Annotated in this window: 14 protein-coding genes and 3 tRNA genes; 4 read left to right on the top strand and 13 right to left on the bottom strand. The window is 39.0% G+C overall.

The window, feature by feature from the left end:
- Window positions 1-134: 134 nt before the first annotated feature.
- The 4 genes from V6984_RS01565 to V6984_RS01550 all read right to left on the bottom strand — a co-directional run bounded on the left by V6984_RS01565 (window position 135) and on the right by V6984_RS01550 (window position 4,854).
- Window positions 135-1,082, bottom strand: coding sequence for an ABC transporter permease (locus V6984_RS01565; protein ID WP_342758069.1), 948 nt, complete (start codon window positions 1,080-1,082; stop codon window positions 135-137).
- A 9-nt stretch (window positions 1,083-1,091) separates the two neighbouring features.
- The gene (locus tag V6984_RS01560) at window positions 1,092-2,582 is read right to left on the bottom strand and encodes a sugar ABC transporter ATP-binding protein (RefSeq protein ID WP_342758068.1); all 1,491 of its coding nucleotides are present in this window, start codon (window positions 2,580-2,582) and stop codon (window positions 1,092-1,094) included.
- Window positions 2,583-2,668: 86 nt separating this feature from the next.
- Window positions 2,669-3,733, bottom strand: coding sequence for a sugar ABC transporter substrate-binding protein (locus V6984_RS01555; protein ID WP_342758067.1), 1,065 nt, complete (start codon window positions 3,731-3,733; stop codon window positions 2,669-2,671).
- A 92-nt stretch (window positions 3,734-3,825) separates the two neighbouring features.
- On the bottom strand, window positions 3,826-4,854 hold the full coding sequence (locus tag V6984_RS01550; protein ID WP_342758066.1) for a zinc-dependent alcohol dehydrogenase family protein: 1,029 nt from the start codon (window positions 4,852-4,854) through the stop codon (window positions 3,826-3,828).
- A 359-nt stretch (window positions 4,855-5,213) separates the two neighbouring features.
- Between V6984_RS01550 and V6984_RS01545 the strand changes: the two genes are divergently transcribed.
- The 3 genes from V6984_RS01545 to V6984_RS01535 all read left to right on the top strand — a co-directional run bounded on the left by V6984_RS01545 (window position 5,214) and on the right by V6984_RS01535 (window position 8,375).
- Complete coding sequence (locus V6984_RS01545) at window positions 5,214-5,426, top strand: hypothetical protein (RefSeq protein WP_342758065.1); 213 nt, start codon at window positions 5,214-5,216, stop codon at window positions 5,424-5,426.
- 20 nt (window positions 5,427-5,446) lie between these two features.
- Window positions 5,447-6,253, top strand: coding sequence for a MerR family transcriptional regulator (locus tag V6984_RS01540; protein ID WP_342758064.1), 807 nt, complete (start codon window positions 5,447-5,449; stop codon window positions 6,251-6,253).
- 148 nt (window positions 6,254-6,401) lie between these two features.
- Window positions 6,402-8,375 (top strand): FAD-dependent oxidoreductase, encoded by a 1,974-nt coding sequence (locus tag V6984_RS01535; protein ID WP_342758063.1) that lies wholly within the window; start codon window positions 6,402-6,404, stop codon window positions 8,373-8,375.
- Between the two features lie 286 nt (window positions 8,376-8,661).
- Here V6984_RS01535 and surE read toward each other — a convergent pair whose 3' ends face one another.
- From surE to V6984_RS01505, 6 genes are all read right to left on the bottom strand, one after another.
- Entirely contained in the window at window positions 8,662-9,378 is a 717-nt protein-coding gene (surE, locus tag V6984_RS01530) for a 5'/3'-nucleotidase SurE (RefSeq protein ID WP_342758062.1), read from the bottom strand.
- An 18-nt stretch (window positions 9,379-9,396) separates the two neighbouring features.
- Complete coding sequence (locus V6984_RS01525) at window positions 9,397-10,710, bottom strand: MBL fold metallo-hydrolase (RefSeq protein WP_342758061.1); 1,314 nt, start codon at window positions 10,708-10,710, stop codon at window positions 9,397-9,399.
- Between the two features lie 127 nt (window positions 10,711-10,837).
- Window positions 10,838-12,163 (bottom strand): ABC transporter substrate-binding protein, encoded by a 1,326-nt coding sequence (locus V6984_RS01520; protein ID WP_342758060.1) that lies wholly within the window; start codon window positions 12,161-12,163, stop codon window positions 10,838-10,840.
- A gap of 77 nt (window positions 12,164-12,240) precedes the next feature.
- The gene (locus V6984_RS01515) at window positions 12,241-13,041 is read right to left on the bottom strand and encodes a carbohydrate ABC transporter permease (RefSeq protein ID WP_342758059.1); all 801 of its coding nucleotides are present in this window, start codon (window positions 13,039-13,041) and stop codon (window positions 12,241-12,243) included.
- 49 nt (window positions 13,042-13,090) lie between these two features.
- Window positions 13,091-13,966, bottom strand: a complete 876-nt coding sequence (locus V6984_RS01510; protein ID WP_342758058.1) for a sugar ABC transporter permease — start codon at window positions 13,964-13,966, stop codon at window positions 13,091-13,093.
- A gap of 125 nt (window positions 13,967-14,091) precedes the next feature.
- Complete coding sequence (locus V6984_RS01505) at window positions 14,092-15,135, bottom strand: ABC transporter ATP-binding protein (RefSeq protein WP_342758057.1); 1,044 nt, start codon at window positions 15,133-15,135, stop codon at window positions 14,092-14,094.
- Between the two features lie 498 nt (window positions 15,136-15,633).
- Here V6984_RS01505 and V6984_RS22285 point away from each other — a divergent pair, with 498 nt between their 5' ends.
- Window positions 15,634-15,909 (top strand): tyrosine-type recombinase/integrase, encoded by a 276-nt coding sequence (locus V6984_RS22285; RefSeq protein WP_425324225.1) that lies wholly within the window; start codon window positions 15,634-15,636, stop codon window positions 15,907-15,909.
- A gap of 282 nt (window positions 15,910-16,191) precedes the next feature.
- Here the strand turns inward: V6984_RS22285 and V6984_RS01500 are convergent.
- From V6984_RS01500 to V6984_RS01490, 3 genes are all read right to left on the bottom strand, one after another.
- Window positions 16,192-16,262: transfer RNA gene (locus tag V6984_RS01500), tRNA-Cys, on the bottom strand.
- 92 nt (window positions 16,263-16,354) lie between these two features.
- Window positions 16,355-16,426: transfer RNA gene (locus tag V6984_RS01495), tRNA-Glu, on the bottom strand.
- 124 nt (window positions 16,427-16,550) lie between these two features.
- Window positions 16,551-16,622: transfer RNA gene (locus tag V6984_RS01490), tRNA-Asn, on the bottom strand.
- Between the last annotated feature and the right edge of the window lie 82 nt (window positions 16,623-16,704).

Below are 16,704 nucleotides of genomic sequence, written 5' to 3'. Positions count from 1 at the left end.
TATGAAAGCCGTAGGTCTATTAAAGTTACCCTTCTGTACGAAAAACAAATCAAAATACTTCTTGACTATTTACCAAATTGCTTTACTATGTTTTAATTTTGAATTTTTCTTCAAAACTTTTAATCTTATAAACCTTAAGTAAGCGCTCTTTTTTTCTGTAAGCTGTCAAAGCCTACTGCCAGCACAAGTACAATGCCCTTTACAACCATCTGCATATAAGTACTTACATTCATAAGAACCATACCATTGGTAAGAATTCCTATGATCAATACACCCGCTATTACATTCGACATCTTACCGTAACCGCCGGTGATGGATACTCCACCGAGTACAACACATGTAATAACATCGAATTCATATCCCAAACCTGCCGTAGGCTGCGCTGAATTGGTGCGTGATAACATAACGATACCGGCAAGACCTGCAAATAAACCGGATAATGCATATACCAGATACTTTGTAATGCCTACTCTGATACCGGAAAGCTTTGCTGCCTCTTCGTTGCCGCCGACTGCATAGAAGTAGCGTCCGAAGTAACTCTTATTCAAGATAAAGGAACCGATTGCAAAGCAGACAATCATAATAATTACCGGAACAGGAACAGGCCCCAGATAACCTTGGCCTATTACTTTAAATCTTTCGTCAAAGCCATAAATCGGTGTTCCTCCGCTGATAAGATAGGAGGCGCCTTCAAAGACAATCTGTGTCGCAAAGGTCGCGATAATCGCCGGAATTCCGATCGTCGATATCAGACAGCCGTTCAGAACGCCAACAAGCATAGATAACAGTAAGGATACAATAATAGCAGCAACCATACCAAATCCCATATTTACCATTAAAAACGCTGCTACAATATTAACAAAGGTAATAATAGAACCGGTAGAAAGGTCAATACCGGAAATTAGGATGACAAAAGTCATTCCTATGGATGCAATACCTAACATGGATACCTGACGTGCTATGGTAAACAAATTACTTGAGGATAAAAACCTGGGGTTTGCCAGTGAAAATGCTATAAACAGAATGATAAATACAACCCATATAGCTTTTTCTTTTAATACTTTTATGATTGTGTTCTTCATCTTAACCTCCTAAACGGCAGATGCCATTTTCATTATAGTTTCTTGATTAAATTCTTCTTTTTTCAATTCACCGGTGATCCGGCCTTCTGCCAAAACTATAATCCTATCTGACATTCCCATTAATTCTTCCATTTCTGATGAAATTAATAAAATTGTTTTACCATTCGCGATTACTTCGTTCATCAGCTTATAAATCTCAGCTTTGGCGCCTACATCGATTCCGCGTGTCGGCTCATCAAAGATAATCAATTCTGAATTCGCAGCAAGCCATTTGCCAATAATGACTTTCTGCTGATTTCCTCCGCTTAAATTTTTTACTAATTGATGCAATGTAGGGGTTTTAATTAATAATTCATGTTCGTATTTCTTTGCTATTTCCAATTCCTTTTTATTGTTAATTACTGACGCTCTGGATATCTTCTTGTATATTGGCATATTAATATTATTTTTTATGGATACTCCAAGCAATACACCATGGCGTTTACGATCCTCGGGCACCAGCGCAATTCCAATGTCAATCGCTTCTCTCGGAGACTTGGGATTGATTTCTTTTCCTTTAAACAGCATCTTTCCTTCTGTCTTCTTTGCAGCACCAAAAATCATCTGTACCAGTTCTGTCCTGCCGGCACCTACCAGGCCGCCAAGCCCAAGAATTTCACCTTTACGAACCTGTAAATTAATGTCCTTATCTCCATTACCACTTATATTCTGCAGCTCCAGAATAACTTCATCCTTTTTATAATCTGTCTCACGCGGAGGAAATGTCTCACTCAAAGAACGTCCCACCATCAACTGGATCAGTTCATCAACATGGGAATCCTTTGTTATCAGGGTTTTGATATATTCACCGTCACGCAGTACTACAATGCGATCCGATAGTCTGTATATCTCTTCCAGCCTATGGGAAATGTATATGATAGATACTCCCTTTTCTTTTAGCAATTCACATACTTTGAACATACTCTCAACTTCGGCATTAGTGAGCGGAGCAGAGGGTTCATCCATAATCAGCACCTTTGCATCCTGCAAAATTGCCTTGGCAATCTCGATCATCTGCTGATAACCGACAGTAAGATCCCCAACCAGAGTCTTTGGGTCAATCTTAATATTCAATTGTGCAAACGCTTTTTCAGCTTCTTTCTCCATCGCTTTTTTATCAACAATGATTCCCTTCCTGATCGGGTTTCCCAGGAAAAGATTCTCAGCAGCCGAAAGCCCTTTTACATTATTGAATTCCTGGTAAATAATTGCTATCCCATTTTCTGCAGCAAGCTGAGGGGACATATGGGTAAATTCCTTCCCATTAATCACTATTTTACCGGAGGTAGGGATAACTGCACCGGAACAGGTCTTAATCAACGTGGATTTTCCGGCGCCATTCTCTCCAATCAATGCAAGAATTTCACCCTTTTTTACCTCCAGAGAAACATCCTTTAGCGCAACTACACCGGGATATTCTTTTCTAATATGTTGCAGTTCCAAAATATATTCATCTTTCATTATTTACACCACGCATTCTTGTTTTTGAATGTGGAGTTATCCTTCTGGAATAACTCCACATTCATAATCTGTGCTACTATTTTCTATTATTTATAATCTGCCAGGTATTCCGCTGCATTTGAGCTGTCGATAACAAGAAGCGGTCTTACCAGATTCTGCTCTGCAAATGTTTCACCGTTAAGGAGTCTCTCATAAAGATCAACAACTGCTTCCGCTGTTTTCTTATTAGAACCTTCAAAACCTACGGATGCTCTCGTAGCTTCACCGTTCACAATCGCCTCTAACTGCTGCTGTGTAGCATCTGCCGAGAAGATACCCATATCGTCGGGAATTTCACCTTCCATCTTTGTCATAAATGCCTGGTTAGCGCCGATGTCACCGCCTGCACCGATGGAGCAGACAATTTTAGTATCAGGGTTAGCCTGAAGAATTGTTTCCATATTGGTTATTGCTGCCTGAGCATCAAGTGCCGGCTGCTGTGCAACAACTTTGTATTTACCGCCTGCGATTTCTTCAAGAGCATTCAGGATACCCGTTTCTCTTTCAAGAAGAATCGGTGTCTGAGGGTAATTCATGATTGCCACTTCAGCTACACTTCCGTCTGCATAATGCTCATTAATGAAGTTGGCCGCCTCTTGACCAATTGCATATCCTAACTTAGTATTATCAAGAATCCAGTTAAGATCTGTGTTTGTCATTGCATCGTCCCAGCACATTACCTTAATGCCTGCATCTCTTGCCTGCTTTAAGTAATCCTCAATTGCATTGGGATCGGAAGGATGAACCATAATCAGGTCAACCTGATTGGTTACAAAGTTCTCAATCTGCTGAATCTGTGTAGCGGAGTTATCGTTACAAGCAAGAATGGTGTACTCCCATCCCTTTTCCTTCAGAAGCTTTTCTACTTCGCCGAATACTCCTGCCCAGTAGCTGTTTTCAAGTGACTGAAGCGTAATACCAACCTTGAAGTTCTCAGTTTCAGACGCCTCGGTAGTCTCCTCTTCTTTTGCAGGTTCTGTTACGGCTTCTGTTGTTTTTGCTTCCTCTGTTTTGGTCTCCACCGTTTCCTTGGCAGGCGCTGTACCGCAGCCTACCAGCCCGGAGAATGCCATTACTCCAACCAGTAACAAACTAATGATTCTCTTTTTCATTTACTTTCCTCCTAATATATTTTATAGTTTTTATATCATAAACAGCCTTGACCTTAAGCTGTCTATTTCACAGTAGTGCGCTCAGTCTTCGACTAGCCGTTTAATTGAATAACAACCTTTCCTTTTCTCCGGTAATCCTCATTCTCAAAAGCCTTCACACAGTCTTCAAGAGGAATGATATCACTAATCATATCTGTCACATTCAGCTGCCCGGACTCTAAGATTGCAATTGACCTTTCAAATGTATATGGATTAATGAAGGATGAGGTAAGCTTTAACTCCTTTTTAAATATCACTTCCGGATCGACAGGTAAATTCGTATTAGGTCCTGTAAGTCCGAACATCATAACCGTTGCTCCCTTTCCGGCACATCTTACGGCAGTGTCAATAGTCCGAATATTTCCCACACATTCAATTACCACATTAACATTCTTACAATTTTCTTTCAGTACAGCTTCCATATCTTCCTTTAGCGGATCGATCACAAGATCTGCACCCAGCTTGATTCCCATTTCTCTTTTTTCCGCTACCGGCTCTGAAAGGATAATCTTGCTGGCCCCGGCCATCCTCGCCAGCTGCAGCATGATAAGACCAATAGGGCCTCCGCCGATGACCAGTACCTCATCTCCAAGCTTAATATTGCATAAATCAATACCATGCAGACAGCAGGATACCGGTTCGGTCATGGCAGCGGTTAACGCATCCATGCCTTCCTTAAACTTGAATACCTGTTTCTCACAAACAACACAATATTGTGCAAAACCACCGTCGCAGGTTGTTCCGATTCCAATCACATTTTCACAAAATTGCTCCGTTGCATTGTTGCAATAGTAGCACTCACCGCACATGTTATTGGGATCCACTGTTACTAAATCCCCGGCCTTTATTTTGCTTACTTTTGCTCCTGTTCTTTCCACAATTCCTGAGAATTCGTGTCCCATGATCAGTGGTGGGGCAGCTTCAAAGGCTCCGCCATCTCCGCTGTATATATGTATATCTGTACCGCACACCCCGCAATATTTAATCTTAATTAAAACATCTGTATCTCCCACTTCCGAAACTTTCGCATCCTCTACCCGGATATTTTTCGGCCCGTTATAGATTAATGCCCGCATATTCATGGCAATACCTCCTCCCATCTCCCGGCAAGAAACCTCTTTCTAATGCCATTGATCCGCCAAGCATCGACGTATCATTAAGATATTATTAGATTACCTGAATTTCATATCGATTAATATCCCAATAGATTTCTAATTATCTTAGTATCTTATGAAGATGTTTTCTGTCCTTACAGTAAGACGACCATAATATGACAGGAACGGTATTTAAAAGTATTTGATTTCATTCATTATATGGATTATCATATTAATGATAAGGATTAGGTAAGGTTCTTCTTGGAAAATTATCCGAAGGGGAATCACAACAAAAGAAACAGAGAAATCAAACTGAAAGGTCCTATTTTTCCGGGAGGAGATCTATTATGAAAAAAGTAAAGGTGTGCAAACATTGTTCTAATTTTGATAATAAGGAAATTAAGTCATGGGCAAAGGACGTGGATTGCAAATTAAAGTTCGAGTGCATAGGCAAGTGTCGTAAGAAGTGCCCTGAATTAACTGATAAATATTTTGGTAAGATTGACGGTAAGCTTATAATATGCTCATCCAAAGAGGATTTTTTCGCACAAATGAAATGACGGCCGTTAAGGAGAGTGCAATGAAATATACCATAAGTAAATTTGCAGAATTATTAGGTGTTACCGTTGACACGTTAAGACTTTATGAAAAATACAATATCATAACTCCCGAAAAGGAGGAACACAATAATTACCGGTATTTTGATGATTTTGACGCACGAAATATGCTGATGAGCAGATGGTACCGAAGTCTTGGTTTCTCCATGCCGGAAGTGGCGAAGCTTATACAATCAGGTGATTTTGACACAATCTGCGATAAGATTTATATAAGGGCAAAGGAGTTGGAGGATGAAATTAAGCAGAAAGAATTATTATTACAGAAAATAAATAACATACTCCTTAGACTTGGAAACGTAGATGATGAGTTATATCGATGTTCCATTCGCCATTATCCAGGAATTTATAGAATTAAACAAACGAATAAAAATGATCTCGTAAAGAACGATCAACTCATAGAAAAAGTAAGGGAATGGATGGAATACATACAGCATTCCTTCTTTTCTTTTCGAATCAGTGAGAGCAAGATTTTATCTACGGAGCATTCCTTTGATTATAATTGGGGGCTGGCCCTTTATGAGGAAAGTTTTCATAGCCTGAATCTTAGGATGGACGATTTAGTTGAATATATCGAGCCTAAAACATATATCTCTTCTTTGATACTTTCTTCGGAGGAATTTATCACCAAAGATACCCTTCAGTTTATGATTGACGAAATGCATGAAAAAAAACACTGTATGAATGGTGATGTTTTTGGAAGAATTATTCTGACCGAGCACACTAAAAAAAGACGCCAATCTCTTTTAGAAGTTAATATTCCCATTAAATGACAATTAAATTATGAAATTTTATTATTATTGCATTTTAATCGTTTGATAAATAACAAACTATTGACCTTGGTCTTAGACCAGAGTTTATGATACATCTGTCTAGGAATTTCTTAGATAAAGAATATATTGTATACTCAGGGAGGAAAAGATGAAAAGGAAAAAAAGTAAACGTATTTTATTTTTGGTTTTAGCTATGATGATGACAGCTGCTCTTTTTACAGGCTGCGGTCAAACTACCGAAAACCAAGAATCAGACACCACCGCGAAGGAGGCGACTGAAGATACTGCACAAGCTGCGAATGCTGAATTTACACCCGGTACGTATAAGGCAGAAGCAGAAGGCAAAGATGGTACTATAACAGTAGAGGTTACATTTAGTGAAACTGAAATAACGGATATTCAGATCTTAAGCCAGTCAGAGACAGATGGCATTGGCACATCTGCTCTGGACTCCATTAAAGAACAGGTTCTTGGAGGACAGACCCTTGCTGTAGATGCGATATCAGGTGCGACTATGACAAGCAATGGCTTACTTGCAGCAATTGAAGACACTGTTTCGCAGGCCGGCGGTGATGTAGAATCCTTGAAAAACAAAATCGTAGCCAAAGAAAATGAAGGTGAAACCGAGCAATTATCAGCTGATGTCGTAGTAATCGGTGCCGGTGCTTCCGGTGTCTCAGCTGCTGTGTCAGCTGCTGATAAGGGAGCCAAGGTCATTCTAATTGAAAAGACATCGGTAATCGGTGGTACAAGTAACTTATCCTGGGCAGGTAAATTCTATAATTCTTCCGCGGCTCTTGATAATGATGTTACAGTCAATGTAGAAGAAGAAATTGCCAATTGGATTGTCAACAATCATTGGCGGGTAGATTCTGCTGCAATCAGACAATATGTTACAAAATCAGGGGAAACCTATGATTGGCTGGCCGAGAAAGGTTACCCCACTACTTTTATTAATTTTGGTGGAGAACAGCTGCATATGTTACCTGCCTACGAAGACCGTCAGGATTTATTAAAAGCCATGTTGGACGAGGCAGTTGTGAAAAATGGCGGTCAGGTTCTTACAGAAACAACCGGTAAAAAATTAATAACCAATGAGGCCGGAGATGTAATTGGAGTAAGCGCAGAAAAGGCAGACGGAACCACTCTGGAAATTTCAGCAACAAGTGTTGTATTAGCAACCGGCGGCTATGCTGCAAACGCTAAGATGGTAAAAGAACTCTTTGGATTTGAAGGAATTAACGGTGGTTTGGGACAAAATATTGGCGAAGGTTTGGAAATGGCCTGGGAAGCTGGTGCCAAGATTCCTGACAACATCGGAGGTCAGATGCTTCACCAGACATTATCTACTGCAACAGATAATTTGAAGAAAAAGTATGAATCCTTTGAAGCAAGCTATCCATTGATGCTTTGCTATCTTCCTAATTTTATGAATGTAGGCCCTAACGGTGCAAGATTCCGTGATGAGGCTGCTACTTTAACTGCTGTCGCTGCAGCCAATACCAGTGCATTTAACGGTGCATATCATATGGTAATTGTTTCTACAAGCCAATTGAAAGAATTGGAAGCAAATGGAATGAATGGTGTGAATGCACCGTCGTTACCGGGACTGCCTCCTGAATTCTATGCTGATTTTACAGAACAGTTCACCTTAGATAATCCCTGGAAGAACGTAATAAGCGTATTCGATTCCATGGTGGAAAATGGTGACGGTTACAAAGGAAATACAATAGAAGAGCTGGCTGTCAATGCTGGCATGGATGTTGATACATTTACGGCAGAATTTGAAAATTATAGCAATGCCATTGCCACAGGTGAAGATACTGCATTTGGAAAGAGCGCCGAATACCTTACAGATATGGGAGACGAAGGCCCTTATTATGCAGTTGTTGCGAAAATTAATAATTTAGGCTCCGTTGGCGGACTGTTGGTAAATACACAATTTAAAGTACTGGATGATAACAGGCTTCCCATTAACGGACTGTATGCAGTGGGACTGGAATCAGAGGGTGTTCTCTTTAACGACACTTATGTTGGAAATGGTGTCGGAATCGGATACTCCTTTACTTCCGGGCGTCTTGGCGGTGAAGACGCAGCCGCCTATGCATTGCAAGCAAAATAGGTATCTATGCCGGTAAAAAAATGATAAAGTAACAGGCTTCCGTCTGAGAAACAAGTATTCTCAGACGGGAGCAGATACTCGAAAAAGCATTTGCTTTGTTGGAGCAGGGCGGATATAATGTAAGCAAATCGGCCTATGCCGTAGGATATACAAATGTAAGCCACTTTTCCGCGGCGTTTCAAAGAAATTTGGCTTTGCTCCGCGTGGATTTGTCAAAAAATTCAATTGAAGCATAATGAGCTTACGTTCAATATAGATAGAGAAATAGTAAACGTTTCCTATATAACTACCTAAGTATATGGTTATCAACTTTCCCTATAGATATGTAATTTTCTAAAACTGCCTTCATATCAGTTCCTTCCTTAGCGCTTTCATTCTTTACACCACATGCTCTCAAACGAAAGTTATCCTTTTTCAGTTCGGTTCTCTCATAATGGTCCGAATAAAATTGTTCCTGTGCCGGAATACGATCCTCCACAATACCTCTAAGCTCAGACATATTGCATCCGGGAAAATTAACATTCCAAATTTGGTTTTTTTGTATACTCCGGCTTAAAAGCTCTTTTGTAATAGAAAGTAAATAGGCATCTGTCACATCATAATTATCATTCATTTCCTTTGAAAATGCTATGGACGGTATTCCGTTCACTATGGCTTCCATTGCAGCTCCCACCGTACCTGAATACAAAATGTCTAAACCCACATTATATCCATAATTTATACCGGAAAAAAATATATCCGGTTTTTGCGGCAATAGATATCGCAGTCCAATCTTAACACAATCTGCCGGAGTTCCCCCCACAGCATAAGCATGCACTCCGTCAATTAAGTAATCTTTTTTTATGACGTCTATTGTTCCATGAACTGTGATTCTATGGGACATAGCGCTGCATTGTTGATTTGGTGCCACTACCCACACTTCGCCAAGTTCTTTCGCCATCTGTACCAGATGACGAAGTCCGTCTGCACCAATGCCATCATCATTTACTACTAATATTCTCATATTTCCTCATTTCTGCAATTATGCCTTTTGTAATTTTATGCAATCCCCATATTGAGGCAGAAATTGCTTTTTTATCTTTTCTGATATCACTTGTTCCGGTCGAAAACTATGAATGGGAACAAGGATATCCGGTGCAATTGTATCTATCATGTATCTGAGGTAAAAAGGAGCCGCATGTCCCCCCAGGCCTTTATTCTTATAAGGTATCGCCAGACTGTTTAATAAGTTTATCATTATTTCAAAGGATGGATCATAACCCCCCAGCGGTGAACCGTCCATATGAATGTATAAAGATATTACAGATGCGAGATCAAGGAGTTCATACATATTGGAATAGTCCAACTGAAGCACATAGTCAGAGGAATTTGTTAAAAGTTCTGTTTTGGTAATTATTTTCCAATCTTTTGATACTTCTTTATCATCCATTGTCTCCTGATATACAGAAATCTCGTCATTTGGATAAAAGCCGCTGACATAAGAAGCATGAAGTGTATCTAAAACCAATGTCCTGCCTGCTTTTTTTAATGTATGAATAAGAGCATGTATCCTCTCTATATTTCTGTTATATGAATTAATCACCAGTAATTTCTTCTCATTTTTAGCGTATTCATACATTTCCTCTTGCAGTGTGAGCTCCGTACGTTCCTCTTCCGGGCGATCTGCTTCTAATAAATTGACATCACCGAAGCTGACAGTGACTCCTTCTGTAATGAGTACATCCGCGCCCTTTGCCCGTTCTGCAAATTCATAGGAATAATCCGAATGAAATCCGTGGAAACGATAGTCCCCTGTATAAGCAATCTTTCCATCAGGAGTTTCAATTAGAAATCCGGAAGCACCTACTATATCATGATCGACAGGCAGTATTGTTACCAGTATATCTCCCATCACAATTTGCTCTTTAAATGGAACTCCAATGCAATTAGGATGAGCACGATATTCTATGTCCTTTTGCTCCTCCAATAGTCCATAAAGTATCTTTGATTCTTCACTCATATATACGGGGATATCCGAATCCAGCATTCCAAGTCCGCCCATATGATCAATATGCATATGGGAAATAATAAAATAGCACTTCTTTTGGGCTTCTCCGTAAGGTAACACTCCCAATCGGTCTGCAGCTTTTTTGTTATACACTCCATCTATTTGAGGAAGTAAGCCTAATCTGACACAATCCTCCGGGTAATGTTCCAGCCGGTTCTTTATCTTATTATCCATTCGTCTCGACGCAGCAAAGCCAAAATCAAACATAAGACAGGAAACTTCAGTTTCTATTGCAATAAAAGTTCCTCCAATTTCCCGCAATCCATTATAAAATGTAATATTTGTCATTCTTATCCTCATTTCTACTAATACTATTATAGTAAAACTGCCGCAAAGGCCAAATTTTTATCCCTGCAAGCAAATTTCGCTCCGCGTACCGGACGTATGCGGAGCGAATACTATCAATTAAAGGTAATTACTGTACTTGAGCATTTATCGCATCTACTAACTCTTCCAAAGCCGTCTCTGCTTCTGTCCCATTTAATATAAATTCTTCCATTTTGGAATTTACAGTCGACATAACATCATAACTGCCATCAAAAGTTGGTGTACTAAAGAAACATTCTGACTGGGAATATGCCGCTGTCGATGTCGCATCTGTCTTCATAAAGCTCTGATAGGTTTCCGATTCATAAGCTGATGTACGAATAGGAAGGTATCCGGTTTCCATTGCCCATTGCAAAGTAGCATCCGTGGAGGTTAAAAACTTCATGTATTCCCAAGCGGCATTTTGTTTGTTTTCATCAGTTGAAAACATTACTAAATTTGTTCCTGCCTGATTTGCTGCATTTACCTTGTTACCCGGAAGTGGTGCTACTCCCAATTCCCACCCTGATGATGTATCAATATAGGATACACCTGTACTGGAACCAACATAGGCTGCAATGATCTGGTTACTTAACGGACCGGAGAAATATCCATCTTCTCCTGCAAGGCGGGCATATCCATTTCCATAAAGATCCAAAATGAATTGTATTGTTTCAAGTCCACCCTCGCTGTTAAATAAAGCTCCTTCTTTGGAAATATATTCCACACTATTCTGGTTCAAATCCGCTTCCAGCATTCCTGCCAGATCATCATAGCCTAAGGAAACCATATTTTTTTCTCTTTTAAACTTTTCACCAATGGTAACCAAATCCTCCCATGCCTTAGGTGGTGTTAATCCAAGTTCATCAAACAAGGTCTTGTTATAGAAATACACATATGTACTTTTGTTAAAAGGCACACCACTGATAAATTCAAACTGACTTGTTTCGTCACGGTATCCTTCAATAATATCATCGTAATTATCAAAATTATTTGCCACAAAATCGTCCAGGTGAATTACTTTGTCTAAATAAGGTGTAAGCCAATTATTATATGCCTGTGCCATATCAGGAAGTGTGTCTGCAACCGCATTCGCAGTCAGTTTTGTATTTAGATCATTGTAGCCGCCCTGATTCACAAGTGTTACTTTGATTCCATATTCATTTTCATTGTTAAACTGATCGGTAAGACTTGCCAGGGTAGTTTCCTGTTGTCCACTCATTGCATGCCAAAATTCAATTTCCGCCGGCTGGGCAGCCGCTGCCTCTTCCTGACTGCTATCACTTTCTGACTGTGTTACACTTTCACTTTCCGGTACCTCAGTCTCAATATTTGTTGCTTCCGTCTGACCACTATCGTTTTGTCCACAGCCTGTAAAAGCTACTGCTGTAAGAGTTGTCAGGAATAACCCTGTTAATAATTTTTTAAATTTCATGTTTTCTCCTCTCATTTATAATCTTAAAATTATTTCATTTTAACTCCGTTGGATATATTTGAACCAGTAATACTGGCTTATCCCTTGATTCCACCCATTACAACTCCCTCAATGATATGTCTTCTTAAAAAAATATATAAGAGAACAATTGGCATAACTAAAATACAGGATGCCGCCATAATCAATTCATAAGAAGAACCTGCTTCCGTCTGGAAACGAATCAATCCATTGGACAACAAACGCATATTCTGCGAATTTGTAACTAAAAGCGGCCACATAAAGGAATTCCATGAACCTATAAAATTTAAGATTGCAATTGTCACCAATGCATTTTTGTTTATTGGTACCATAATATTTACCATATATTTAAAATCACTGCACTTGTCTACTTTTGCCGCCAAATATAGGGATTCAGGAACTTGTATAAAAAACTGTGTCAGCAAATAAATATAAAAGACATTTGACAGCCATGGAACAATCAATGCCTGATAAGAGTCAATCCATTTCAACTTTGTAATCGTTATAAAATTAGTAATAATCAACATCTCCCCAGGAATCATTAAAGTGGCTACCAATAAAGAAAATACAATTTTCTTGCCCGGAAATTCTAATCTTGAAAATGCAAATGCTGCTAAAGTAGTTGTAATCAATACCCCTATTGTAGTTAAAACACTTACCAAAACTGTATTTATCATATATCGTGCAAACGGAGCTGCTTCCCATGCCATAACGTAGTTATTAAACTGGGGATACTCCGGAAAAAGAACCAATGGTATCCTTACGATTTCCGATCCGGTTTTCAGGGAAGAACTGATCATCCAGACAAATGGAAGAAGTGTAAATATTCCTCCGATAATCAGAATTATGTATTTAACCATAGTATATATATAATGTTGATACTTTTTATCCTTCATGCCTGACTCCCATCTACTTCTCTGCTTTATTCCCTCTTAACTTCATTTGAAACATAGTTAGCCCTAGAATAATTGCAAATAAAACCACAGCTCCTGCAGCAGCTACTCCATATTCAGCGCTATTATAAAATTTGTCATATATGTAATACACAACAGTGATAGCACTATTTGCGGGTCCCGCCTTTCCATTAAATAAAGAAAAGACTTCATTATATACCTTAAAGGCGTTGATCATCCCCATAACAAATGCGTAGGTGATCATCGGAGATAATAACGGCACTGTAATCTTAAAAAACACCCTCCGTTTCGGTGTGGAATCCACCCGTGCCGCATGATACAAATCCGGTGATATTGTCTGTAATCCCGCCAAAAAAATAAGAATATCAAATGCCAAACTCTTCCATATGCTGAAAATAATCAGCGCCCAAAGAGCATAATCCGGCGAATTGAGCCAGGGTATTCCTTCAATGTGAAATATACCAAGTATATAATTTAATAATCCATAGTTGCTGTTAAAAATCCAGCTCCATACAATACCAATTGCAATTACACTTGTCACGTAAGGAAGAAAAAACAAGGCTTGAAAAAAACCTTTTAATCGTATTTTACTGTTTAGCAGTACTGCAAGCAACAGAGATAGCACTATCGAACATGGCACCACGAAAACAACATAAATCCCCGTGTTTCTTAACGCCTTTAAAAACACTTTATCATCAAAAAGCTCTTTATAATTTGCAAATCCGATGCCATTATGATTACCGCTAATAATGCTGTAATCCTCATAAAAACTCATTAGTATTACTCTTATCAGTGGATATGCTGTAAACACTAAAATGATAATCAGTGCCGGCATTAAGTATAGATATCCCTTTAAACTCGATTTCTTCATACAAAAACAATGCCTTTCTCACGCCCTGCAAACCTCGAACCATATATGCCTGCACATATTAGGCACAATATTTGGAAGCGTAATTTATTATGCTGTAAAAATTTATTTTCAATCTAATCTATTATTCAACATTTATTTATGGTCTTTCCATTTTCATCAAACACTACAATATGATGTTTTCTAATCCGAATATGAAATTTACTTCCTTCACTAATCTGCATATCAGAATGGACTAACGCTTTCATATCCTGACCTGCCAAAGAAAAATATATTAACAAATCCTTTCCTGTCATTCGAGTTTGTAATGCCTCAACTTCAATTCCTTCTTCACAAATCTCAAATGCTTCAGGACGTATTCCAACGGTATAGTCGCCATTTTCTAAATTACACTCACCGCAAAGCATTACATCTTCACACCATAACTCTTTTTCAATCACCCTTGCTGGGAAGCAATTAATTTGAGGCATTCCTAAAAACTGTGCCACAAAAAGATTTTTAGGATTTAAATACATTCCCTGTGGTACTTCATATTGCTGCACAATTCCCTTTTCCATTACAGCAATACGATCTGAAATACTCATAGCCTCTTCCTGATCATGAGTAACAAAAATGGTCGTTATTCCTACTTTCTTCTGGATACGTCTGATTTCTTCCCTCATATCTATACGTAACTTTGCATCCAGATTAGAAAGGGGCTCATCAAGCAAAAGAACCTTCGGCTCTTTCACAAGAGCTCTTGCAATAGCCACCCGTTGCTGTTGCCCACCGGATAAAGACTTTGGCTTACGCTTCATCAAGTCTTCCATTTTTACCAGTTTTGCCATTTCATAAACACGTTCTCTTGCTTTATTCTTATTCACCTTCCGGTTAATCAGAGGAAACATAATGTTATCTTCTACTGTCATATGCGGATATAGCGCATAGTTTTGAAAAACCAATCCAATTTCACGATCCTCAGGAGGAATTTTTGTAATATCAAACTCTCCGAAAAATATTTTTCCTTCCGTAGGCTCCAGCAATCCAGCTAGCATAAATAAAGTAGTAGATTTTCCACAACCAGATGGTCCTAATAACCCAACAAGTTCTCCGTCCTTTATATGTAAATTCATTCCATCAACTGCTCTAAAATTTTCATAAGACTTGGTCAAGTCTTTGATTGTAATATCCATTTTTAACTCCTTCCTTCTTTTTATAGCAACGAACAATAATACCATGGTAACCAATTTAGGAATTCTTTTCTATCTTCTTTAGGTTACTTTTATGTAAAATCTATCTAAATATAATAGTTACCATTGATTGACAAGGTCCTATCCAACCGTGTGTGACCTTGTCAATCGATGGTGTTATTACTTATTTGCATAGAGAAGTTCTTTTCGATGAAAGGTGCTAAATCTATGACAAATGAAAAAGTAACAAAAACTCGGCGCAACAAAGGCGATGGCACAACCTTCAGAGGTAAGAATGGTAAATGATTTGCAGGACAAGTATAGCTTATCCACAATCAATAAAGCTTATCTTTTTCACGCTCAATGATAAAGCATGGAAAGGAAGAGAAGGATTTTCCTGAAAGTTAGGATCCTTTTGCAACGGTAGAACTACCGGACGAATCTGCTGTTGGAATAGTAACCAAAGAGATTGAAATTTTGCCTGAAGAATGCCTTTAAAAAATGAAAGAAATAGCTCTAAGCAATAAGAGGTATGGGACTCTAAAGTACCGCTATGGTACAGCCCTGGTACTTATGTTAAATACCGGATTGCGTGCAGGTGAACTTATGGCAATTTCAAAAGATGGAAGATTTCCTACAAACAGAAATATCCAAGAAACTTTGAATCGCATTCTAAGAAAATGTGGAATAAAGCATTATAGTTCACACACACTGCGGCATACCTTTGCAACAAAGCTATTAAGCAAAACTTCAAGTCACCAAGAATTAAAGCGGTAGCCGAGCTGCTGGGTGACAATTACAAAGTCGTTATAAGAACGTACTTACATACGGATGAAATTGGAAAACATAATCTAGTGGATATGCTGAACGATTAAAACCAGTCATTTGATGGTTACCCTATGAAACAACTTTATTTGATTTAGAACGATGCTTAGAAAAATTAGAAATATTGGGAAAATGATGAATGAAAAAACGGAGGTAGAGGTCTAAAAGAGTGAAAACAGTTTTTATGAATAAGAAAAAACCCCGTAAAATCAATACTTTCGGGGTTCTAAAGAGAGGCGTCTAACGGATTTGAACCGATGATCAGGGAGTTGCAGTCCCATGCCTTACCACTTGGCTAAGACGCCATATCAAATGTAATTATAACAAATCGATAAACCACAGTCAATTAGCATCAATCAAAAATCTTATTGATGTGCTGTAACTTATCGACTTAAAATGACTCCGACGGGAATCGAACCCGTGTTACCGCCGTGAAAGGGCGGTGTCTTGACCGCTTGACCACGGAGCCTTATCTCTTTCCTGTGGACCTCGCCACGGTCAGGTACTTCCTTACTAGTGTCTTATACTAGTTACAAGTATTTCTTACTTGCTACAAGTGTCCTCTACTTGTTACAAGTGTCCTCTACTTGTTACTCCCCGAGTAGGGCTCGAACCTACAACCCCGCGGTTAACAGCCGCGTGCTCTACCATTGAGCTATCGAGGAATCTGTTTCTTTAAGGGGCCATACCCTCAAAACCGAATACCAACAGGCTTCTTCCCTTTCGGAAATCTACCTACTACAGGTG

This window comes from Kineothrix sp. IPX-CK, from assembly GCF_039134705.1.
Classification (GTDB): domain Bacteria; phylum Bacillota; class Clostridia; order Lachnospirales; family Lachnospiraceae; genus Kineothrix; species Kineothrix sedimenti.
This window is presented reverse-complemented; position numbering and strand designations above follow the sequence as displayed.

Coding starts and splice junctions, on each gene's coding strand:
- V6984_RS01555 (WP_342758067.1), bottom strand. CDS start 3,733: ATGAAAAAGAGAATCATTAGTTTGTTACTGGTTGGAGTAATGGCATTC.
- V6984_RS01520 (WP_342758060.1), bottom strand. CDS start 12,163: ATGAAATTTAAAAAATTATTAACAGGGTTATTCCTGACAACTCTTACA.
- surE (WP_342758062.1), bottom strand. CDS start 9,378: ATGAGAATATTAGTAGTAAATGATGATGGCATTGGTGCAGACGGACTT.
- V6984_RS01540 (WP_342758064.1), top strand. CDS start 5,447: ATGAAATATACCATAAGTAAATTTGCAGAATTATTAGGTGTTACCGTT.
- V6984_RS01515 (WP_342758059.1), bottom strand. CDS start 13,041: ATGGTTAAATACATAATTCTGATTATCGGAGGAATATTTACACTTCTT.
- V6984_RS22285 (WP_425324225.1), top strand. CDS start 15,634: ATGAAAGAAATAGCTCTAAGCAATAAGAGGTATGGGACTCTAAAGTAC.
- V6984_RS01560 (WP_342758068.1), bottom strand. CDS start 2,582: ATGAAAGATGAATATATTTTGGAACTGCAACATATTAGAAAAGAATAT.
- V6984_RS01565 (WP_342758069.1), bottom strand. CDS start 1,082: ATGAAGAACACAATCATAAAAGTATTAAAAGAAAAAGCTATATGGGTT.
- V6984_RS01545 (WP_342758065.1), top strand. CDS start 5,214: ATGAAAAAAGTAAAGGTGTGCAAACATTGTTCTAATTTTGATAATAAG.
- V6984_RS01525 (WP_342758061.1), bottom strand. CDS start 10,710: ATGACAAATATTACATTTTATAATGGATTGCGGGAAATTGGAGGAACT.
- V6984_RS01510 (WP_342758058.1), bottom strand. CDS start 13,966: ATGAAGAAATCGAGTTTAAAGGGATATCTATACTTAATGCCGGCACTG.
- V6984_RS01550 (WP_342758066.1), bottom strand. CDS start 4,854: ATGAATATGCGGGCATTAATCTATAACGGGCCGAAAAATATCCGGGTA.
- V6984_RS01535 (WP_342758063.1), top strand. CDS start 6,402: ATGAAAAGGAAAAAAAGTAAACGTATTTTATTTTTGGTTTTAGCTATG.
- V6984_RS01505 (WP_342758057.1), bottom strand. CDS start 15,135: ATGGATATTACAATCAAAGACTTGACCAAGTCTTATGAAAATTTTAGA.